The organism is Streptomyces sp. NPDC048436, assembly GCF_043200355.1.
Lineage (GTDB): Bacteria > Actinomycetota > Actinomycetes > Streptomycetales > Streptomycetaceae > Streptomyces.
This window is the reverse complement of record NZ_JBICXP010000007.1, coordinates 37,585-57,290: the sequence shown is the minus strand read 5'-3', so window position 1 is coordinate 57,290 and position 19,706 is coordinate 37,585. Positions and strand designations below refer to the sequence as shown.

The following is a 19,706-nucleotide window of genomic DNA, read 5'->3' as shown; positions in this document are numbered from 1 at the left end:
CCAAGACCCCGCCGCCGGATGCCGGTGGCCGGGGCGGCAGGGTGTACGTCGCCGTGGCCGCCGCCCTCGCGGCACTGGCCTTCCTGCTGCTCCCGGCGGCGGGGGCCACCGCCGCCGAGAAACCGACCGTCACCCTCTCCAAGACCCAGGCGGGAAAGGGCGGCGACATCACCGTCACCGGCAAAGGCTGGCGCCCGGACGCCCTCCTGATGATGCTCGTCTGCGGCCAGGCCACCCCGGGCAGGGGCGTGCCGGGCGGCACGAACTCCTGCGCCAACGACACCGGCCGCGCCGTCACCACGGACGGCAAGGGCGCCTTCAGCAAGAAACTCCCGGTGGCCGAACCGCCCAAGCCCTGCCCCTGCGTGGTCCACGTGGCGACGGTGACCGGCGAGAAGGCCCTGGCGGACGCCGCCTTCAAGGTCGCGGGCCACCCCGTGGAACCGCTGCCGAAACAGCAGGGCGGCGGCAGGCTCTCCGTCCTCACCGACACCGGCCTTGACGGTTCGAGCGGGGTCCTGACCTGGTTCGGCGCACCGCCCTCCCGCAAGTTCGTCTTCACCGTGGGCAACGTCGGCTCGGCGCCCGTCAAGAACCCCGTCTTCCAAGTGGGCACCTCCCACGGCGTGTTCGCACCGCAGTGGGAGGAGCAGCAGTGGCGCGGCACCATCGCGCCCGGCAAGAAGGCCCAGATCAAGCTCCCGGTGGAACTCTCCGCCGGAGCGCACGGCGACTACCTGGTCTCCCTGAAGTTCGGCGGCAAGGTCCTCGCCGAGCAGCCCTGGGGCGTCGGCCGCCCCTGGGGTGTCACCGTCTTCTGGATCCTGCTCTGCGTCGTCGTACCGGCGGCCGTCTTCCGCATCGGCATGGCGCTGGTGGACAAGCTGCGCCCGGGCCGCCGCCGCGGATCGCGCCCCGCGGGACGCCACCGCACCGGCAGGATCTCCGAACTCACCGACCGGCTCCCGAAGTTGCGGCTGCCCCAGGGGGCGGTCGCCGCGGACAGGGCGGCCCGTACGCCGCCCACATCGCGTACGAAGCCGCCCGGCGCGTCCGGCAGTAAGGACACCGCCGCGAACACGGGCACCCTCCCGTGGTTCACCCCCGATACAGACCCCGGCGCCGGGACCGCACCGACCGCACCCGCCGGACAGCTCTCCGCACCGTCAGAGAACAGCCCGACGACGAAGGGAAACACGTGATCAGCACACGACGGAGAGCGGGCGCGGCCTCGGTCTCGCTGCTGCTCGGCGGGGCGGGCATCCTGCTGGGCGCGGGCCCCGCGCAGGCGGCCGAGACGGCGTACAAGACGGAGTGCATACCGCCGTCCATCTCGGGCCTACCGCCCGTGCAGGGCACCACGAAGGTGGAGATCACCGCGCCGGCCACCGCGAAGGTGGGCGACGAGGTCGATGTCGTATGGAAGACGACGCAGGCCGCGTCCAAGAACCCGGACGTCCTCGACCTGGACAAGGACACGGTGAAACCGACCGGCACCATCAAGCTGGGCGGCGGCCAGAGCGGTGCCCTCGCGGTGGCGGGCGAGCGGGTCAACCCGCCGATCAAGAAGAACAGCCCCATGGTCCTGTCCGACATGAAGGGCAAGCTGAAGCTCACCAAGGCGGGCGACGTCACGCTCACCCCGGACGCGTACAACATCAACGTCAGCAAGCCGGTGTCGACGGACACCAAGTGCACGCCGAAGGAGCAGGTGAAGGCGGGCGCGACCATCAAGGTGACGGAGGGCGGCGGCAGTTCGGGCGGTTCTACGTCGGGCGGTTCTACGTCGGGCGGGTCGACGTCCGGTGGTTCCACGTCCGGTGGCTCGACTTCGGGTGGTTCGACCGGCGGCGACGACGGCGGCAAGACCGACTTCCCCGGCAAGGAGGTCCAGACCCCCTACAAGTGCAAGACGCCCATCGGTGACAAGGACGCCACGTCCCCCGTCCAGATCGACGCCAAGAAGGACGGCGGGAACTACGCCCTCACGGTGCAGTTCAAGAAGTCCGTCATGGACAGCCCCGCCGACATCCCCGCGGACTCCGTGAAGCCGTCGATGGCGGTCAAGCTGGGCGGCGCGGACAAGGGCACGGTGGCGGTGGAGGGCCCCACCAACAAGGAGCCCATCAAGTCGGGCGACCCGATGACCATCCCTGACCTCACCGGCACGTACAAGCCGGGCGCCGACGGCAAGTCGACGCTCTCGCCGGGCGTGCTCACGGTCAAGGCCCTTGGTACGACGACGACTTGCACCCCGGCCAAGGCCGAGGTGTCCCTGGAGATCGATACGGCCGCGCAGCCTGGCGGCGCGGCCGGCGGTTCAGGGTCGGCCGGTGGCTCCGGCTCGGCAGGCGGGTCCACCACCGGCGGCGGTCTTGCCGAGACCGGTGCCGAGCATGACGGCACCCTGCGCGCGCTCGGCCTCGTCGCCGGAACAGTGATTCTGCTGGGCGGCGCGGTCTTCACGTTCCTCCCCGGGCGGAGGCGCGGCCTGCGCTGAAGCGCCCCGTAAGGGGCGCGGGGAACTGCGCGACCAGCCGTCGACGGCCCGCAGTGGCCCACGGCGAGGAGCCCGCAGACGCGTCTGCCTACGGCGGTCCGACGGCGGGTGCGGGTCGCCTTGGGTTGCTCGCGCAGTTCCCCGCGCCCCTAAAGGGAAGGGGCGTCGCCCCTTAGGTGTGCTTCCTGAGCCACCTCAGGACGGCCTGCGCGACCGCAGGGTCTCTCAGGAGTACGCCTCCGTGGGCGGAGCCCGGCTCGATGCGTACGGTGACATCCCGAAGGCCCGCCACCCTCTGCGCGTGCGCGAGGTCTGTGGAGTGGGCGACCGGGACGAAGTCCGCCGCCGAGTGCGTGAGGTAGAGGGGCGCGTCGTCCTTGCCGGAGGCGTGCGACTTGGCCACCAGGTCGACCCACTTCTTCCAGCACCGCCCGGAGGCCCGGTCCGGCACGCACCCCGCGAGCAGCTCCGACGTACGCCGCAGCTTGCGCTGTGCGGGAGAGGCGGCGCGCATCCCGCCGTCCGTCCAGGCGCGGTAGGGCGATGCGACGGGGGAGAGGGCCACAACGCCGCGCACCCGCTTGCGCCCGGCGCCGTAGGTCGCGGCGCTGACGGCGAGATGCCCGCCCGCGGAGGACCCGAGCACCAGGGGGGTGCCGCCGCCGCGCCGCTTCACCCACCGCAGGGCCGCGAGCACGTCGTCGCGCTGCGCGGGCCAGGCGGCGTCGGACGCGAGGCGGTAGTCGGTGTCGTAGACGGTGAACCCGCGCGCCGCGAACCACCGGGCCCGCGCGCTCCAGTCGGTGTCCCGCACCCAGGAGCCGCCGTGCAGGATCATCAGGGCGGGGCGGCTCCCGGACGACCCGCCGCCGTACACGGTGATGTTCTGCCGCGCGTGCCCCCCGTACGAGAAGGTCCGGACGGGCAACGACTCGGGTGCCGCCTCGACCGCGGCACTGGACGACAGCAACGCCACACACAGGGCGAGGACCGGCAACGTACGACGCATGGCCAGATGCTCCACCGCCCGGCCCCGCGACCGGCACAGAAACGTTCCGCGTCACCGCCACGGGTGAGCGAACGATCCCCTGTTCGCGCGAGTGGACGTACGCGAGGGCCGCCGCACCCTGGGGTGCGACGGCCCTCGCAGTCGTCCGGCGGCCCTGTCAGGGCGCGGCGGACGTCAGTTCACGGAACCCATCAGTTCCTTGACCTTCTTGCGGTTCATCCAGATGCCGATGCCCGCGATGACCGCGATGATCGCCTCGACGGCGACCGCACCCGAATTGTTCAGGTCGATGCCGAGCTGCGGAGACGTCAGCAGACCGGTCACGGAGTCGCCCGCGGTGACCGCGAGGAACCAGACACCCATCATCTGCGCGCTGTACTTCGCCGGCGCCATCTTCGTGGTCACCGAGAGGCCGACCGGGGAGAGGCAGAGCTCGCCGACGGTCTGGATGAAGTAGATCGCCACCAGCCACATCGGGCTGACCTTGCCGCCGTTGTTGGCGGTGTCGATCAGCGGGATCAGGAAGACGGCGAAGGAGATGCCGATCAGCGTGAGGCTGGAGGCGAACTTGACGGCCGTGCTCGGCTCCTTGCCCCGCTTGTTCAGCCACAGCCACGCCGAGGCGACCACGGGGGCGAGCGCCATGATGAAGATCGGGTTCAGCGACTGGTACCAGGAGGTCGGGAAGTGGAACCCGAGCAGGTTGTTCGTCGTCGAGCCCTCGCCGAAGATCGACAGGGTCGAGCCGTTCTGGTCGTAGATCATCCAGAAGACGGCGGCGACGATGAAGAACCAGACGTAGCCCGAGAGCTTGGACTGCTCCAGGTTCGTCAGCTCCTTGTCGCGCTTCATGCGGACCAGGACGGCGATCGGGATGACCAGTCCTGCGATGGTGAGCGGCATCAGCGCCCAGTCGGCGAAGTTGCCGGTCACGGCGAGGAACGTGTAGAGCGCCGCCGCGACGATCATCCAGATCAGGCCGGTGCGCAGGGCGGACGACCGCTGCTGGGCCGTCGCCGGCTTCGATACGACACTGCTCTCGCCGCTCAGGTGACGCGAGCCGAGCATGAACTGGGCGAGGCCGAGCGCCATGCCGACCGCGGCGAGCGCGAAGCCGAAGTGCCAGTTCACGTTCTCGCCGACGGTGCCGATGGTCAGCGGGGCGAGGAAGGCACCGAGGTTGATGCCGATGTAGAAGAGCGTGAAGCCACCGTCACGGCGCGGGTCCTCCGGGCCGTCGTAGAGGTGGCCGACCATCGTGGAGATGTTGGCCTTCAGGAGGCCGGAGCCGAGCGCCACGAGCGCGAGGCCCGCGAAGAACGTCACCGAGCTCGGCAGCGCGAGCGTGATGTGACCGAGGATGACCACGCCGGCGCCGATGGCGACCGTCTTGCGCGGTCCCCAGAAGCGGTCGGCCATCCAGCCGCCGGGCATGGCGAGGAGATAGACCATCGACATGTAGACGGAGTAGATCGCCGTCGCCGTCGTGGCACTCATGTTCATGCCGCCGGGGGCGATCAGATACAGCGGGAGCAGTGCCTTCATGCCGTAGAAGCTGTACCGCTCCCACATTTCGGTCATGAAGAGTGTGGCCAGTCCGCGGGGGTGGCCGAAGAAGGTCTTCTCGGAGCCAGGGGTACTGGCGGAGTCCTTCGTCAGGCTGGACGCCATGGGTCGATCCTCGTGTTCGGGACGCGGCGCAGGAGCGTAGGCGCGCCCGGTGGGGGGCGGTCGGCACCGGGGTCATGCCGTCCTCACCTCCACGCCCGGGGGGTGTTCGCGCTTCGTTTCGGGGAAAGCGCAGGACGGTGACTCCGAGATCCACACCCTGGGCGCATTCTTCACGCGCAGGGCCCGACCACAGGTCATTCCTTCAAGGCCGGCAGAAGCCGGCCTGCACATAAAAGAGACCTAAGGCCGCACAGCGGGCCAAAGGTCCTTGGGTAGTGCATCAGGCGTTGGGTCACCATACGCCACGACAGTGCGGCATATGGAAGGACTTGAGAGATGGATCACAGGTACGGCTGGAACCAACAGCCCACATTTGAAGGTGATCCACAGGATCGCACCCCATAGCCGCAGGCGTCGACGATCACTGGGCGATCGCCCCACGACGCTCGTCCGTCGCGGACTACCATCACCCCATGACCCGTGTACTGCTCGCCGAGGACGATGCGTCCATCTCGGAGCCGCTGGCCCGTGCCCTGCGCAGGGAGGGTTATGAGGTCGAGGTCCGTGAGGACGGCCCGACCGCCCTCGACGCCGGACTGCAGGGCAGCGTCGACCTTGTCGTACTCGACCTGGGGCTGCCCGGCATGGACGGCCTGGAGGTGGCCCGCCGCCTCCGCGCGGAGGGGCACACGGCGCCGATCCTCATCCTGACCGCCCGCGCCGACGAGGTGGACACCGTCGTCGGCCTTGACGCGGGCGCCGACGACTACGTGACCAAACCCTTCCGCCTCGCCGAACTGCTCGCCCGGGTCCGGGCCCTGCTCCGGCGCGGGGCCGCCGAGCCGCAGCAGCCGCCGGCCACGCACGGGGTGCGGATCGACGTCGAGTCGCACCGGGCCTGGATGGGCGAGGAGGAGCTCCAGCTCACCGCGAAGGAGTTCGACCTGCTCCGGGTCCTGGTCCGGGACGCGGGCCGGGTGGTCACCCGTGACCAGCTGATGCGCGAGGTCTGGGACACCACGTGGTGGTCCTCCACCAAGACCCTGGACATGCACATTTCCTGGCTGCGCAAGAAGCTGGGCGACGACGCGGCCAACCCTCGGTACATCGCCACGGTGCGGGGCGTCGGCTTCCGCTTCGAGAAGAGCTAGGGGCAGCGCCCCGTAAGGGGCGCGGGGAACTGCGCGAGCAACCCAAGAACACCCGCACCCGCCGTGGAACCGCTGCGGGCAGACGCGTCCGCGGGTCCGTCGTGGTCGGCCGCGCAGTTCCCCGCGCCCCTGACGGGGCCCATGCCGATATCCGATCCGGGACACTGGGTGCATGCGCCGCAGACTGATCAGCAGCACCCTCGCCGTAGTCCTCGTAGTGATCGCGGTCTTCGGGGTGAGCCTCGTCATCGTCGAGACGAGGACCATCAGCAGCGGCGCCCAGGACCGAGTGACGAGCGAGGCGCTCCGCCTGGCCAGCATCGTCGACAGCAGGCTCATCAGCGACGAGCGGATCAACGCCGAGATCCTGCGGGACATCGCCGCGGTCGACGCCGAACGCTACGCCCTCATCGAGATCCCCGGCCGCCCCTCCGTCGAGATCGGCAAGCGCCCCACGGGCGACGTCATCCGCGACACCGCCGACGGCGAGGAGGGCGAGAAGGTCACCGTCGAGGAGCCGCGCACCGCGGTCACCCAGGAGGTCGGCCGCACCCTGCTGATCATCGGCGCGGTGGCCCTGCTGGCGATCGTCGCCGCCGTACTGCTCGCCGTGCGCCAGGCCAACCGCCTGGCCTCCCCGCTCACCGACCTCGCGGAGACCGCGGAACGCCTCGGCTCGGGCGACCCGAGGCCCCGCCACAAGCGGTACGGGGTTCCCGAGCTCGACCGGGTCGCGGACGTCCTGGACGGCAGCGCGGAGCGCATCGCCCGCATGCTGACCGCCGAGCGGCGCCTGGCCGCCGACGCCTCGCACCAGCTGCGTACGCCGCTGACGGCGTTGTCCATGCGCCTGGAGGAGATCACCGTCACCGACGACCTCGACACGGTGAAGGAGGAGGCCACGATCGCGCTCGCGCAGGTCGAGCGCCTCACCGACGTGGTGCAGCGGCTGCTCACCAACTCACGCGACCCGCGCACCGGCTCCGCCGTCTCCTTCGACCTGGACGAGGTCATCAAGCAGCAGCTCGAGGAGTGGCGCCCGGCCTACCGCAGCGCGGGCCGCGCCATCGTCAGCTCGGGCAAGCGCCATCTGCGGGCCGTGGGCACCCCCGGCGCGGTCGCGCAGGTCCTCGCCGCGCTCATCGAGAACTCGCTCATGCACGGCGGCGGCACCGTGGCCCTGCGCACCCGCGTCACGGGAAACCAGACGGTCGTCGAGGTCACGGACGGCGGCCCCGGTGTCCCGGCCGACCTCGGCGCGCGGATCTTCGAGCGCACCATCAGCGGCCGCAACTCCACGGGGATCGGCCTCGCTGTCGCCCGCGATCTGGCGGAGGCGGACGGCGGCCGCCTGGAGATGCTCCAGACGAAGCCGCCGGTGTTCGGCCTGTTCCTGTCGCGTACGCCGCCGCAGAAGCGGGCCCAGGAGCCCGAGGAGACGGTGCGCTAGGCCCAGCTGGGTACCTAGCGCGTGCCGCGCCCCGCGGGGCGCTTCTCGTCGGCCGCCACGGCCTTGGAGCCGTCCTCCAGGAACGATTCCGCATGGGCGACGGCCTCCTGCGCGGGGAGCGTCTTGAAGACCCAGCTGCGGTAGGACCAGAAGCGGAAGCAGGTGGCGATGCCGATGCCCACGAACTTGAAGATGTTGCGCTGGAGCGGGCTGTCCCAGTCGAAGCCGTAGATCGCCGCGTACAGAACGCCGTTCTCGATCACCAGGCCGACCGCGCTGAACATCAGGAACAGCGTGAGCTCCTTCGTACGGGAACTCTTGTCACGGTCCCTGTACGTGAAGTAACGGAAACCCACGTAGTTGAAGGCGATGGCGACGACCGTCGCGATCACGTTCGCGCGCACGGCCTGCAGCTCAGTGGTGTGCCACAGCAGATTGGACACGCCGAAGTTCACCAGCGTGCCCAGCGCCCCCACGGCCCCGAACTTGGCGACTTCGCGCGCGAGCTGGTCCAGTCGCACCCGTAGTGCGCCACGTTCCTTCATGGTGGTCGCCCCAACCCCCGTCGTCGATTCGTTCCGGTCTCGTCGTCACGTCGACGTATTTGGTGATTCGGTCGCGTCAACCCAGCCATGCTAACCAGCGACCCCGGCCCCTCGCGCGGGGACGCCTCCACACTGTGGCGGCTCTGTGACGGGAGAGGCCGTGCGGGGCGCGGAAACCGGCCGTTCCCGAGTGGCTGATACGGGCCGATACCCTGGGGGTGTGACGTTCCCGGTAGTCGGCATGGTCGGCGGCGGTCAGCTCGCCCGCATGACCCACGAGGCGGGTATTCCCCTCGGCCTGAAATTCAAGCTCCTCAGTGACACCCCTCAGGACTCCGCGGCGCAGGTCGTCAGCGATGTCGTCATCGGCGACTATCGCGACCTCGACACGCTGCGCGAGTTCGCGAGGGGCTGCGACGTGATCACTTTTGATCACGAACACGTACCCACCGAGCATCTACGGGCCCTGGAGGCGGACGGCATCCCCGTGCGCCCGGGGCCCGACGCGCTGGTGCACGCCCAGGACAAGGGCGTGATGCGCACGAAGCTCATGGAGATCGGCGTGCCGTGTCCGCGCCACCGGATCGTGGAGGACGTGGCCGATGTGGCCGCCTTCGCGGCCGAGGGCACCGGCTTCCCCGTGATCCTCAAGACGGTGCGTGGCGGCTATGACGGAAAGGGGGTGTGGTTCGTACGTTCCCTCGACGACGCCGAAGATCCCTTCCGGGCCGGTGTCCCCGTACTCGCCGAAGAGAAGGTCGACTTCGTGCGCGAGCTCGCGGCGAACGTCGTCCGCTCCCCGCACGGCCAGGCCGTGGCCTACCCCGTCGTCGAATCGCAGCAGGTCGACGGCGTCTGCGACACGGTGATCGCACCGGCGCCCGGCCTCTCCCCGGACCTCGCGGGAGAGGCGAGCGAGCTCGCGCTCCGTATCGCCAAGGAACTCGGGGTCGTCGGCCACCTGGCCGTCGAGCTCTTCGAGACGAGCGACGGCCGCATCCTGGTCAACGAACTGGCGATGCGCCCGCACAACTCCGGCCACTGGTCGCAGGACGGGGCGATCACCTCCCAGTTCGCCAACCACGTCCGCGCGGTGCTCGACCTGCCGCTGGGCGACCCGCGCCCGCGCGCGAAGTGGACGGTCATGGTCAATGTCCTGGGCGGCGACTACCCGGACATGTACCAGGCGTATCTGCACTGCATGGCGCGCGACCCGAAGCTGAAGATCCACATGTATGGCAAGGACGTGAAGCCGGGACGCAAGGTCGGCCACGTCAACACCTACGGCGACGACCTGGACGAGGTGCTCGAGCGCGCCCGTCACGCAGCCGGCTATCTCAGAGGAACGATCGTCGAATGACCGCACCTGTAGTGGCCCCCGTAGTCGGCATCGTCATGGGCTCCGACTCCGACTGGCCGGTCATGGAGGCCGCGGCCAAGGCTCTCGACGAGTTCGAGATTCCCTACGAGGTCGACGTCGTCTCCGCGCACCGCATGCCCCGCGAGATGATCGCGTACGGCGAGGAAGCCGCGGACCGCGGCCTCAAGGCGATCATCGCGGGTGCGGGCGGCGCGGCACATCTGCCGGGCATGCTGGCCTCGGTGACGCCGCTCCCGGTGATCGGAGTCCCCGTACCGCTCAAGTACCTCGACGGCATGGACTCGCTCCTGTCCATCGTGCAGATGCCCGCGGGCGTGCCGGTGGCGACGGTCTCGGTGGGCGGCGCGCGCAACGCGGGTCTGCTCGCGGCCCGCATCCTCGCCGCGCACGACCCCGAACTCCTCGGCCGTATGCGGGAGTTCCAGCAGGAGCTCAACGAGCAGGCCACGGAGAAGGGCAAGCGGCTGCGCACCAAGGTCGAAGGCGCGGGCTCCGGCTTCGGCTTCGGCTCGGGAAAGTGAGCGGCGTGACCTCACCCGACAGCGCGGCGCTGGACGAAGCCCGCGCCCTCCTCGCCGAGTTCCCGGTGGCCGACGGCCACAACGACCTGCCCTGGGCACTGCGCGAGAAGGCGGGTTACGACATCGACCGCCTCGACATCGCATCCGACCAGACGGGCAACCTGCACACGGACATCGCACGCCTGCGGGCGGGCGGCGTCGGCGCGCAGTTCTGGTCGGTCTACGTCCGTACGGACATGACGGGCGACGCGGCGGTCAGCGCCACGCTCGAACAGATCGACTGCGTCGACCAGTTGCTCGCGCGCTACCCCTCCGATCTGCGGCGCGCGCTGACGGCCGCGGACATGGAGACGGTGCGGGGCGAGGGGCGCATCGCGTCCCTGATGGGCGCCGAGGGCGGCCACTCCATCAACAACTCCCTTGCCACGCTGCGGGCGTTGCACACGCTCGGGGTCCGCTACATGACCCTGACGCACAACGACAACATCGCCTGGGCGGACTCGGCGACGGACGAGCCGGGCGTCGGCGGCCTCTCCGCGTTCGGCCACGAGGTGGTCCGGGAGATGAACCGGATCGGCATGCTGGTGGACCTCTCGCACGTGGCCGCGACCACGATGCGGGCGGCGCTCGACACCTCGGTCGCCCCGGTGATCTTCTCCCACTCGTCGGCGCGGGCGGTGTGCGATCACCCGCGCAACATCCCGGACGACGTACTGGAGCGGCTGTCCGCGAACGGCGGCGTCGCGATGGCCACCTTCGTCCCCAAGTTCGTGCTCCAGGCGGCGGTCGACTGGACGGCGGCGGCCGACGAGAACATGCGGGCGCACGGCTTCCACCACCTGGACACGACGCCGGACGCGATGAAGGTCCACGCGGCCTTCGAGGCGACGACCCCGCGCCCTGTCGCCACGGCCGCGACGGTCGCCGACCACCTCGACCACATGCGCGAGGTGGCCGGCATCGACCACATCGGCATCGGCGGCGACTACGACGGCACGGCGTTCACCCCGGACGGCCTCGACGACGTCGCGGGCTACCCGAACCTGATCGCGGAGCTGCTCACCCGCGGCTGGTCCCGCCAGGACCTCGCGAAGCTGACGTGGCGGAACGCGGTGCGGGTCCTCGGCGCGGCGGAGGACGTGTCGCGGGAGGTGCGGTCGCTTCGGGGGCCGTCGAACGCGACGCTTCAGCAGCTGGACGGCTGACGGCCGGATGAGAGAAGGGGCGTTGGCAGCCGACCGGCTGCCAACGCCCCTTCTTTCAGCCCACTTTTTTCAGCCCACGAGCTCTCGCGCGAACCGCAGCGAGTGGGCGAAGACGTCCTCCACCTCGTCCTCGGGCAGGCCGTACCAGCCGTGGTCGGCGCCCGGCACCGTACGCAGCTCGACCCGCGCCCCGGCCTCCCGCAGCCCCGCGGCGAGCGCCTCGCTGTGCGTGGTCGCGACCATCGTGTCCTGCTCGCCGTGGATGAGGAGGAAGGGCGGGGCTCCGCCGTGTACCTGCGCCACGGGGCTTGCCGCGCGGGCCAGTTCGGGCACGGCCGCGGGGGCGGCGCCCAGGAGCAGGGCCTCCGGGGTCGCGGGGCTCCGCGGGTCGAACGCGCCGCGGGCCTCGGTCAGGTCGCTCGGGCCGTACCAGATCACGGCGCCGGCGGCTTCGGTGCCGACGGCTTCGGTGCCGAGCGCGAGGAGGGAGGCCAGATGTCCGCCCGCCGACTCGCCCCACACCACGGTCCGCGCGGTGTCGACGCCGAGCTCCGCCGCACGCAGCGTCAGCCAGCCGAGCGCGGTACGCAGGTCGTCGAGCGGGGCGGGGAAGATGGCCTCGCCGCTGAGCCGGTAGTCGACGCAGGCCACGGCGAAGCCCGCCGCGGCGATGCGCGCGAAGGGGCCAGGGGACCAGTCGCGGGTCCGCATCCCCATGTCGTCCCGGCGCCCGCGCCGCCAGGCACCGCCATGCGCGAAGAGCACCAGGGGGACGGGCCCTTGGGCGCGGTCCGCCGCCGAGGGAAGCCACAGGTCGAGCTCCAGCGGCCGGCCGCCGTCGACCAGGCCGTAGGGCACCCCGCGCAGCACCCGCACGTCCGGTGCGGTGGGCGCGGCGGGCGGCAGGGGCGCGATGTCGGGGTGGGGCGCGCCGATGGCCTGGAGGAGGCCGGGCGGGATCGCGCTCACCGGGTGCGCCACTCGTGGTCGGGCAGGAAGCGCACGTCGTACTCCTTGGGGACGGTGGCGAACTTCTCGGGGCTCGGCACGAGAGGTTCGCGCGGCAGGCCGAGTCCCTCGGCAGGTGCGCCGAGGTTCTCGAAGAACCGCTCGAAGGTACCTCCGGGCCCGGCGGCGACGCCGACGACCTGGCTGTGATGGCGCTCCATGCGGTACGCGTGCGGACAGTTCTTCGGTACGAAGCCGAAGTCGCCGGGGGTGAGGAGCTTCTCCTGCTGTTCGCCCTCGGTGTCCTCCACGAAGAGGCGGACGGCGCCCGCGGTGACGTAGAAGATCTCGTAGGTGTCGGCGTGCACGTGGGCCGGGATCAGATCGCCCCGGGGGCCCTCCACGGTGAAGAAGTTGAAGGCGTTCTCGGTCTGCTCGCCGCCCGCGTAGACCGTGACCAGGTCGCCGAAGAGATGGGCGCGGTCTCCGTGGCCCTTCTCGATGACGTAGGGCTTGCCCGGCTCGGGCGGGATGTGCGAGGCGCGCCGGTGACGTGTGGCGTACTCGATCGTCATGGCTCTCCAGGGGCTGGCTTCGTACGAGGAACGGAAACAGGAACGTCAGGTAGCCTGACATAGCGAGCCCGCGACGGGCAAGCGTCAGCCCCGAACCCATAGGCTCACCGCATGCACGCAACCGGCCGTAACCTCCCCCAGCTCCTCGGCGACGCCCGGCGCTGGTTCGAGGACGCGCTCCTCGCGACCCTGGAGGCGGCGGGGGAGGTGCATGTGTCCCCGACCCAGGCCGGCCTCTTCGCGGTCCTGGATGAGCGGGGCACCACGGTGTCCGAGCTGGCGCGCCGCATGGGCGTCACCCGGCAGACCGCCCACCAGGCGGTGCACGGCCTGGTCGACGCCGGTCTCCTTGAGCAGGTCCCGGATCCCTCTTCGGGTCGTCAGCGGCTGATCCGGCGTACGGCGGAGGGTGAGCGCACGCACCGCGAAGCGGGTCGCGTCCTGCACCGCCTGGAGGAGGAACTCGCCGCCCGGATCGGCCACGAGGCGGCGGTGGCGCTGCGGGCTGCGCTTGAAGTCCCGTGGGGGAGCCCGCCGGTCCTGGGTGCGCAGGACGCCTGAATCGCGAAATCGCCCTCCCCCCCTGAGTGGGGGAAGGGCGACTGGAACGTCAACGCGCCGCAGGCTACGGCAGGTTGCGGGCCATCACGATCCGCTGGACCTGGTTCGTGCCCTCGTAAATCTGCGTGATCTTCGCGTCCCGCATCATGCGCTCCACGGGGTAGTCACGGGTGTAGCCGTAGCCGCCGAGCAGCTGGACGGCGTCCGTCGTGACCTCCATCGCGACGTCCGAGGCGAAGCACTTCGCCGCCGCGCCCTGGAAGGTGAGGTCGGCGTCGCCGCGCTCCGACTTGGCCGCCGCGGCGTACGTCAGCTGACGGGCCGCCTCGACCTTCATCGCCATGTCCGCGAGCATGAACTGCACACCCTGGAAGTCGGCGATCGGCTTCCCGAACTGCTTGCGCTCCTTGACGTAGCCCTTGGCGTAGTCGAGCGCGCCCTGCGCGATGCCGAGCGCCTGGGCCGCGATCGTGATGCGGGTGTGGTCCAGGGTCTTCATCGCCGTGGCGAAGCCCGTGCCCTCCTCGCCGATCATGCGGTCGGCGGGGATGCGAACGTTGTCGAGGTAGACCTCGCGGGTCGGCGAGCCCTTGATGCCGAGCTTGCGCTCCGGGGCGCCGAAGGAGACGCCGGGGTCGGACTTCTCGACGACGAAGGCCGAGATGCCGCGCGAGCGCTTCTCCGGGTCCGTCACGGCCATCACCGTGTAGTACTCGGAGACGCCCGCGTTGGTGATCCAGCGCTTCACGCCGTTGAGGACCCAGGAGTCCCCGTCACGGACGGCCCGCGTCTTCATGCCCGCCGCGTCCGAACCGGCGTCCGGCTCGGAGAGGCAGTACGAGAACATGCCCTCGCCCTTGGCGAGCGGCGTCATGTACTTCTTCTTCAGCTCCTCGGACCCGGAGAGGATCACGGGGAGCGAGCCCAGCTTGTTCACGGCCGGGATCAGCGAGGACGAGGCGCACACGCGCGCCACCTCCTCGATCACGATGACCGTCGCGAGCGCGTCGGCGCCCGTGCCGCCATAGCTCTCCGGTACGTGCACCGCGTGCAGGTCGGAGGAGACGAGGGCGTCGAGCGCCTCCTGCGGGAAGCGGGCCTCCTCGTCAACGGCCGCGGCGAACGGCGCGATCTTCGCCTCGGAGAGGGAACGGATCGCGTCGCGGAGCATGTCGTGCTCCTCGGACGGGCGGTACAGGTCGAAATCAGCCGATCCGGCCAAGGTCTCTCACGCTCCAAGGTGCTAATTACCGTTAAGTAACCCAAATTTTAGAGGGCGGCTCACGCGAGGGATACGTGAGCTTGCCGACAGCGGGCAGCCGGCGGGTGGCAACGGCGGGAACGTGCCCTGTCAGAGGCCCGACTATGCTCGGGCACCGCACTGACGGCCGTAGACCCCTGGAGCACCGCATGGCCCTCAAGATCACTGTGATCGGCACCGGCTACCTCGGTGCCACCCACGCCGCGGCCATGGCCGAGCTCGGTTTCGAGGTGCTCGGCCTCGACGTCGTGCCCGAGAAGATCGAGATGCTGCAGCGGGGCGAGGTCCCGATGTACGAGCCCGGCCTTGAGGAACTGCTGCGCAAGCATGTCGCCGGGATCGAGGGTTCGAGCGGGCGGCTCCGCTTCACCATGGACTTCGCCGAGGTCGCCGCCTTCGGCGACGTCCACTTCGTCTGCGTGAACACGCCGCAGAAGCACGGCGAGTACGCCTGCGACATGAGCTACGTCGACAGCGCCTTCGCGCAGCTCGCCCCGCATCTGACGCGGCCCGCGCTCGTCGTGGGCAAGTCGACCGTGCCGGTCGGCTCCGCGGAGCGGCTCGCGCGTGAGCTGGCCGCCGCCGCGCCGGTGGGCGAGGAGGCGGAGCTGGCCTGGAACCCGGAGTTCCTGCGGGAGGGCCTCGCGGTCAAGGACACGCTGCACCCGGACCGCATCGTCGTAGGCGTACGCAGCGCGCACGCCGAGAAGCTGCTTCGCGAGGTGTACGCGGGTCCTGTGGGCGAGGGCTCGCCCTTCGTCGTGACGGACTTCCCGACCTCCGAGCTCGTGAAGACCGCCGCCAACTCCTTCCTCGCCACGAAGATCTCCTTCATCAACGCGATGGCGGAGGTGTGCGAGGCCGCGGGCGGGGACGTCGTGAAGCTGGCGGAGGCGCTCGGGTACGACGACCGGATCGGGAAGAAGTTCCTGCGGGCCGGGATCGGCTTCGGGGGCGGCTGTCTCCCCAAGGACATCAGGGCGTTCATGGCGCGGGCCGGGGAGCTGGGGGCCGACCAGGCGCTGACGTTCCTGCGGGAGATCGACTCCATCAACATGCGGCGGCGCGGGCAGATGGTGGAGATGGCGCGCGAGGCGCTCGGCGGCGGGTCCTTCCTGGGCAAGCGGGTCGCGGTCCTCGGCGCCACGTTCAAGCCGGACTCGGACGACGTCAGGGACTCGCCCGCGCTGAACGTCGCCGGACAGATCCACCTCCAGGGCGGCCAGGTCACGGTGTACGACCCCAAGGGGATGGCGAACGCGGGCCGCCTCTTCCCGACGCTGGCGTACGCGGAGTCCGCTGTGGAGGCGGTGCGGGGCGCGGATGCCGTGCTGCACCTGACCGAATGGCGGGAGTTCCGCGAGCTGGACCCGGCGGCGCTGGGCGAGGTGGCTTCGGAGCGGTTGATCCTGGACGGCCGCAACGCGTTGGACCCCGCGGTGTGGCGTGCGGCGGGGTGGACTTACCGGGCCATGGGGCGACCTTCGGCCTGAGGCGCTCGATCCCGGGCAACCGGGCGGGTGGGAGAGGCGTGTTCGGGGGCCCGGTCCGGCAGGCGGCACGCCTGCCGGACCGGCCTCGTCAGCCCGCCATCCGCCGGCGCTGCTCCCGCTCCCGCGTCGCCTGCGCCGCGAAGGCCGCGCCACGCAGCACCCGCTGCACATTGCCCCACGTCAGATCCGCGAGGTCGGCGTCCGTCCAGCCGCGGTCGATGAGCGCGGCGATGAGATGCGGGTAGCCCGAGGGGTCGGACAGGCCCTCGGGGTGGGCGGCCGAAGTGTCGTACATGCCCGAGAGGCCCACGCACTGCGGGCCCGCGAGGCGGCGTACATGTTCGAGGTGGTCCGCCACCTCCTGTATCGAGGAACCCGTCTGCTCGGCGGCCAGCGGCACCAGGCACAGGCCCTTGGCGGCCCCGACCGCGACGAGCAGGTCGTCCGGGAGATTCTCCGGGGTGTCCCGCAGCGCGCGGGCCCCGGAGCGGGTGAACAGCACCGGCGCCTTGGAGACGGCGAGCACCCGGCGCACCGTGGCCTCGTGCGCCCCGGTGAGTTCGGCGAGCACCCCGAGCCGGTTCAGCTCACGCACCACCTCCTCGCCGAACTGGCTCAGCCCCAGCGGGCTCGCCCAGGACGTACCGGAGAGCGTGAGGGAGCAGACGCCGAGCGCGTGCAGGGCGCGCAGGACGGCGAGCGATTCGCCGATCGCCTCGCCGCGCGCCGGGCCGATCAAGGTGGCGATCCGGCCGCAGTGCCGGGCGTCGGCCGTCTGCGAAGCGGAGCAGGCGAGACGGAGCCCCTCGTCGTGGCCGTCGACGACGCTCTTGACGAGGTCGATCTGGTCGATCGTCGCGCTCAGGGCGCGGTCCGCGGCGAGACCTTCCGGCACGTGCACGGACCAGAACTGCGCCCCCACACCGCCCGCCCGCAGCCGCGGCACATCGGCGTCCACGGCGCTGTCGCCGAGTTCGAGGTCGTACCAGGGAAGTTCACGCAGCGCCCACGGCATCCCGCTGTAGCCGTCGGCGACGGGATGTTCGGCGAGCAGCGCGTGGGCGCGGCTGAGCGCGTCCGGCAGCTGCTGCTCCGGTTCGATCAGCAGCTCTTCGAGCGCTGCCCCGGGTCCGGGCGCTGTGTCATGCACGGGCTCGGGTATGGGTGGCGGCTCGGGTACGGAGGGGTGGTCCAGGTCCCCGGCTTCGGCGGGGGCGGTGAGTTCGACCTGCAGGTCTGCCATGGCAGTGCTCCGGGGGGTCGGGGTGGCAGTCCTGAACACCGTGACACGCGAGAGCCCCGGCTTCGCGGCAGGCGAAGCGTTCGGGGTACGGGGTGGGGCGCGGGTACGTGAGAGGGCCCCGCCGATCGATCGGCGGGGCCCTCCCACGTACGCGTGACCAGGCTCAGCCGCCCGAGACGGTCACCTTCTCGTCGTTGTTCAGCTGCGACACCATCTGCTTGACCTTGGCCTTGTCCCACAGCAGGTTGCTGCCGACGGTGCCCGCGAGCGGCATGTTCATGGACTTGCCGTCGCCGCCCGTGACGCCCTTCATCGCCCAGAACATGGACGCCACGTCGAACAGGCCCATGTCCTTGTCGACGACCAGCGTGTCCAGGCCCGCGCCCATCGTGGGGTAGAGCTTGAAGGGGTTCAGGACCGTACCCGGCGTCGCCACCTGGCTGGCCAGGGCCGCGAGGAACTTCTGCTGGTTCTTCGTGCGGTCGAGGTCGCTGCCGGGCAGGGCGTAGCGCGTACGGACGAAGGCCAGGGCCTGCTTGCCGTCGAGGGTCTGCTTGCCCGCCTCGAAGTCGGCGCCGGACTTCTCGTCCTTGAAGCCCTTGGGGATGTTCATCTCGACGCCGCCGACCGCGTCCACGATCTTGGCGAAGCCGCCGAAGCCGATCTCGGCGTAGTGGTCGATCTTCAGGCCGGTGTTGAACTCGACGGTGCGGACGAGCAGCTCGGGTCCGTCCTCCGCGTACGCCGCGTTGAGCTTGGTCTGGCGGCCGGTGTTCGGGTAGAGCTTGCCGGACTCGGCGCCCTTGAAGGAGGGGATCGTCACGTTCGAGTCGCGGGGCAGCGAGATCATCGTGTTCCCGCCGTCGTCCGCGACGTGCAGGATCATCATCGAGTCGGTGCGCTTGCCCGCGGCGGAGCCCGTGTGGAGGTTCTTCTTGTCCTCGGCGGTCATGCCCTCGCGGCTGTCGGAGCCCACGATCAGGTAGTTCGTGCCCGCGCCGCCCTCGGGGCGCTCGATGACCTTGGAGAGGTCGACCTCGCGCTTGAGCTTGGAGTCGGCCCAGAAGTACGTGCCGACGGAGACCGCGAGCAGCACCACGACCAGGGTGATCGAGCCGATCTTGAGGCGGCGGCGCCAGTTCGGGGCGGGGCGGGGCGCGCGGGTGCCGTAGCCGTCACCGTCGCCGCCGTTGCCCTGGCCCTGGCCGTTCCCGTTCGGGGCGCCGTAGACCTGGCCGGTGTTGTAGCCGCTGTCGTAGCCGTCCTGGCGGGGGCTTCGGGGCTCGAACATGTCGTCGCGCGCGTCGCCGTACGGCTGGCCGTGGCCGTCGTTGTAGTCGGGGTAGTCGGGCTGCTGCGGGACACCTCCCCGCGCCCGGCCCGGCTGTCCCGGTTGCCCGCCGCGCTGGACATGCCGCATCGCGCGGGCGCCCTCGGGCTGCGCACTCCCGCTGCCACGGCCGTATCCCCGGCCGTTGCCCTGCTCGTCAGGCCAATCGCTCATGTGGCCCAGTGTGCCGTCTTGAGCTGTGCGCCTCACAGGGCCGAAGAGAAATCGGGGCAGGGCTGTTGCAGAGCTGATGCAAAGCGGGCGGGGGAGGACCTGTCGTACGGCGGACATAGGGTGGAGCCCATGACAGACCTGGCCCCCAGCGCGGAATCGGAGATTCCGGGCAAGCCGACCTCGGCGTCCCGTACGACTCTCAGCCACATCATGACCCACAACGACACCAACCTCCTCGGAACGGTGCACGGCGGTGTGATCATGAAATTGGTGGACGACGCGGCGGGGGCCGTCGCCGGACGGCACTCGGGCGGGCCCGCGGTCACCGCGTCCATGGACGAGATGGTCTTCCTGGAGCCGGTCCGGGTCGGCGACCTCGTCCATGTGAAGGCTCAGGTGAACTGGACGGGCCGCAGCTCCATGGAGGTCGGCGTCCGGGTCCTGGCCGAGCGCTGGAACGAGTCGACGCCCGCCCAGCAGGTCGGCTCGGCCTACCTCGTCTTCGCCGCCGTCGACGCGGACGGCAAGCCGCGCGGCGTCCCGCCCGTGCTCCCGGAGACCGAGCGCGACCGGCGCCGGTATCAGGAGGCCCAGATCCGGCGTACGCACCGTCTGGCGCGCCGCAGGGCCATCAAGGAGCTGCGGCAGGCACGCGCCGCGGAAGGCCTCGACGACTAGACCCCGCCCG

18 protein-coding genes are annotated in these 19,706 nt (G+C 70.6%); 10 read left to right on the top strand and 8 right to left on the bottom strand.

Annotated elements, in window-relative coordinates; genetic code table 11:
* The first annotated feature begins 53 nt into the window (after positions 1–53).
* Positions 54–1,202: a hypothetical protein gene (locus ACGFX9_RS24055; protein WP_393476556.1), complete on the top strand. Its 1,149-nt coding sequence runs from the start codon at positions 54–56 to the stop codon at positions 1,200–1,202.
* On the top strand, positions 1,202–2,500 hold the full coding sequence (locus ACGFX9_RS24050) for a hypothetical protein (RefSeq protein ID WP_393476553.1): 1,299 nt from the start codon (positions 1,202–1,204) through the stop codon (positions 2,498–2,500). Before ACGFX9_RS24055 ends, ACGFX9_RS24050 begins: the two co-directional genes overlap by 1 nt.
* Before the next feature lie 172 nt (positions 2,501–2,672).
* Here ACGFX9_RS24050 and ACGFX9_RS24045 read toward each other — a convergent pair whose 3' ends face one another.
* Both ACGFX9_RS24045 and ACGFX9_RS24040 read right to left on the bottom strand, forming a co-directional pair.
* The gene (locus tag ACGFX9_RS24045; protein WP_393475539.1) at positions 2,673–3,509 is read right to left on the bottom strand and encodes an alpha/beta hydrolase; all 837 of its coding nucleotides are present in this window, start codon (positions 3,507–3,509) and stop codon (positions 2,673–2,675) included.
* Positions 3,510–3,683: 174 nt separating this feature from the next.
* On the bottom strand, positions 3,684–5,180 hold the full coding sequence (locus ACGFX9_RS24040) for a peptide MFS transporter (protein ID WP_393475536.1): 1,497 nt from the start codon (positions 5,178–5,180) through the stop codon (positions 3,684–3,686).
* Positions 5,181–5,653: 473 nt separating this feature from the next.
* Here ACGFX9_RS24040 and ACGFX9_RS24035 point away from each other — a divergent pair, with 473 nt between their 5' ends.
* Positions 5,654–6,331, top strand: a complete 678-nt coding sequence (locus ACGFX9_RS24035; RefSeq protein ID WP_351163139.1) for a response regulator transcription factor — start codon at positions 5,654–5,656, stop codon at positions 6,329–6,331.
* Between the two features lie 172 nt (positions 6,332–6,503).
* Positions 6,504–7,781, top strand: coding sequence for an ATP-binding protein (locus ACGFX9_RS24030; protein ID WP_393475533.1), 1,278 nt, complete (start codon positions 6,504–6,506; stop codon positions 7,779–7,781).
* Positions 7,782–7,795: 14 nt separating this feature from the next.
* Here ACGFX9_RS24030 and ACGFX9_RS24025 read toward each other — a convergent pair whose 3' ends face one another.
* A complete protein-coding gene (locus tag ACGFX9_RS24025; RefSeq protein WP_393475531.1) occupies positions 7,796–8,326 on the bottom strand; it encodes a GtrA family protein in 531 nt (176 codons plus the stop codon).
* A gap of 241 nt (positions 8,327–8,567) precedes the next feature.
* Here ACGFX9_RS24025 and ACGFX9_RS24020 point away from each other — a divergent pair, with 241 nt between their 5' ends.
* From ACGFX9_RS24020 to ACGFX9_RS24010, 3 genes are read left to right on the top strand one after another with little or no spacing between them, the layout of a single operon-like run.
* The gene (locus ACGFX9_RS24020) at positions 8,568–9,686 is read left to right on the top strand and encodes a 5-(carboxyamino)imidazole ribonucleotide synthase (RefSeq protein ID WP_393476550.1); all 1,119 of its coding nucleotides are present in this window, start codon (positions 8,568–8,570) and stop codon (positions 9,684–9,686) included.
* The gene (purE, locus tag ACGFX9_RS24015) at positions 9,683–10,228 is read left to right on the top strand and encodes a 5-(carboxyamino)imidazole ribonucleotide mutase (protein WP_393475528.1); all 546 of its coding nucleotides are present in this window, start codon (positions 9,683–9,685) and stop codon (positions 10,226–10,228) included. Before ACGFX9_RS24020 ends, purE begins: the two co-directional genes overlap by 4 nt.
* A gap of 5 nt (positions 10,229–10,233) precedes the next feature.
* Complete coding sequence (locus tag ACGFX9_RS24010; protein WP_393475526.1) at positions 10,234–11,433, top strand: dipeptidase; 1,200 nt, start codon at positions 10,234–10,236, stop codon at positions 11,431–11,433.
* A gap of 69 nt (positions 11,434–11,502) precedes the next feature.
* Here the strand turns inward: ACGFX9_RS24010 and ACGFX9_RS24005 are convergent, their stop codons facing one another.
* Both ACGFX9_RS24005 and ACGFX9_RS24000 read right to left on the bottom strand, forming a co-directional pair.
* A complete protein-coding gene (locus ACGFX9_RS24005) occupies positions 11,503–12,402 on the bottom strand; it encodes an alpha/beta hydrolase fold domain-containing protein (RefSeq protein ID WP_393475523.1) in 900 nt (299 codons plus the stop codon).
* Positions 12,399–12,956 carry a quercetin 2,3-dioxygenase gene (locus ACGFX9_RS24000; protein ID WP_393475520.1) on the bottom strand — a complete coding sequence of 186 codons (558 nt, stop codon included), beginning with the start codon at positions 12,954–12,956 and terminating at the stop codon, positions 12,399–12,401. The genes ACGFX9_RS24005 and ACGFX9_RS24000 overlap by 4 nt, the downstream gene beginning before the upstream one ends.
* A gap of 111 nt (positions 12,957–13,067) precedes the next feature.
* Here ACGFX9_RS24000 and ACGFX9_RS23995 point away from each other — a divergent pair, with 111 nt between their 5' ends.
* A complete protein-coding gene (locus ACGFX9_RS23995) occupies positions 13,068–13,517 on the top strand; it encodes a MarR family winged helix-turn-helix transcriptional regulator (RefSeq protein ID WP_393475517.1) in 450 nt (149 codons plus the stop codon).
* A gap of 64 nt (positions 13,518–13,581) precedes the next feature.
* On the opposite strand, the gene ACGFX9_RS23990 is transcribed toward ACGFX9_RS23995, so the two are convergent.
* Positions 13,582–14,739, bottom strand: a complete 1,158-nt coding sequence (locus ACGFX9_RS23990) for an acyl-CoA dehydrogenase (protein ID WP_393475514.1) — start codon at positions 14,737–14,739, stop codon at positions 13,582–13,584.
* Between the two features lie 188 nt (positions 14,740–14,927).
* Between ACGFX9_RS23990 and ACGFX9_RS23985 the strand changes: the two genes are divergently transcribed.
* Entirely contained in the window at positions 14,928–16,271 is a 1,344-nt protein-coding gene (locus ACGFX9_RS23985) for a UDP-glucose dehydrogenase family protein (RefSeq protein WP_393475511.1), read from the top strand.
* Positions 16,272–16,359: 88 nt separating this feature from the next.
* On the opposite strand, the gene ACGFX9_RS23980 is transcribed toward ACGFX9_RS23985, so the two are convergent.
* Together ACGFX9_RS23980 and ACGFX9_RS23975 are read right to left on the bottom strand one after the other, a co-directional pair.
* Positions 16,360–17,514, bottom strand: a complete 1,155-nt coding sequence (locus ACGFX9_RS23980; RefSeq protein WP_393475508.1) for a dipeptidase — start codon at positions 17,512–17,514, stop codon at positions 16,360–16,362.
* Between the two features lie 163 nt (positions 17,515–17,677).
* A complete protein-coding gene (locus tag ACGFX9_RS23975) occupies positions 17,678–19,018 on the bottom strand; it encodes an LCP family protein (protein ID WP_393475506.1) in 1,341 nt (446 codons plus the stop codon).
* Between the two features lie 129 nt (positions 19,019–19,147).
* On the opposite strand from ACGFX9_RS23975, the gene ACGFX9_RS23970 reads away from it, so the two are divergent.
* A complete protein-coding gene (locus tag ACGFX9_RS23970; protein WP_393475503.1) occupies positions 19,148–19,696 on the top strand; it encodes an acyl-CoA thioesterase in 549 nt (182 codons plus the stop codon).
* Positions 19,697–19,706 lie beyond the last annotated feature (10 nt).

Excerpts from the sequence above, each read along its gene's own strand:
- ACGFX9_RS23970 (WP_393475503.1), top strand. The coding sequence starts at position 19,148 with ATGACAGACCTGGCCCCCAGCGCGGAATCGGAGATTCCGGGCAAGCCG.
- ACGFX9_RS24030 (WP_393475533.1), top strand. The coding sequence starts at position 6,504 with ATGCGCCGCAGACTGATCAGCAGCACCCTCGCCGTAGTCCTCGTAGTG.
- purE (WP_393475528.1), top strand. The coding sequence starts at position 9,683 with ATGACCGCACCTGTAGTGGCCCCCGTAGTCGGCATCGTCATGGGCTCC.
- ACGFX9_RS23980 (WP_393475508.1), bottom strand. The coding sequence starts at position 17,514 with ATGGCAGACCTGCAGGTCGAACTCACCGCCCCCGCCGAAGCCGGGGAC.
- ACGFX9_RS23985 (WP_393475511.1), top strand. The coding sequence starts at position 14,928 with ATGGCCCTCAAGATCACTGTGATCGGCACCGGCTACCTCGGTGCCACC.
- ACGFX9_RS24025 (WP_393475531.1), bottom strand. The coding sequence starts at position 8,326 with ATGAAGGAACGTGGCGCACTACGGGTGCGACTGGACCAGCTCGCGCGC.
- ACGFX9_RS24035 (WP_351163139.1), top strand. The coding sequence starts at position 5,654 with ATGACCCGTGTACTGCTCGCCGAGGACGATGCGTCCATCTCGGAGCCG.
- ACGFX9_RS24040 (WP_393475536.1), bottom strand. The coding sequence starts at position 5,180 with ATGGCGTCCAGCCTGACGAAGGACTCCGCCAGTACCCCTGGCTCCGAG.
- ACGFX9_RS23975 (WP_393475506.1), bottom strand. The coding sequence starts at position 19,018 with ATGAGCGATTGGCCTGACGAGCAGGGCAACGGCCGGGGATACGGCCGT.
- ACGFX9_RS23995 (WP_393475517.1), top strand. The coding sequence starts at position 13,068 with ATGCACGCAACCGGCCGTAACCTCCCCCAGCTCCTCGGCGACGCCCGG.
- ACGFX9_RS24000 (WP_393475520.1), bottom strand. The coding sequence starts at position 12,956 with ATGACGATCGAGTACGCCACACGTCACCGGCGCGCCTCGCACATCCCG.
- ACGFX9_RS24020 (WP_393476550.1), top strand. The coding sequence starts at position 8,568 with ATGGTCGGCGGCGGTCAGCTCGCCCGCATGACCCACGAGGCGGGTATT.
- ACGFX9_RS24045 (WP_393475539.1), bottom strand. The coding sequence starts at position 3,509 with ATGCGTCGTACGTTGCCGGTCCTCGCCCTGTGTGTGGCGTTGCTGTCG.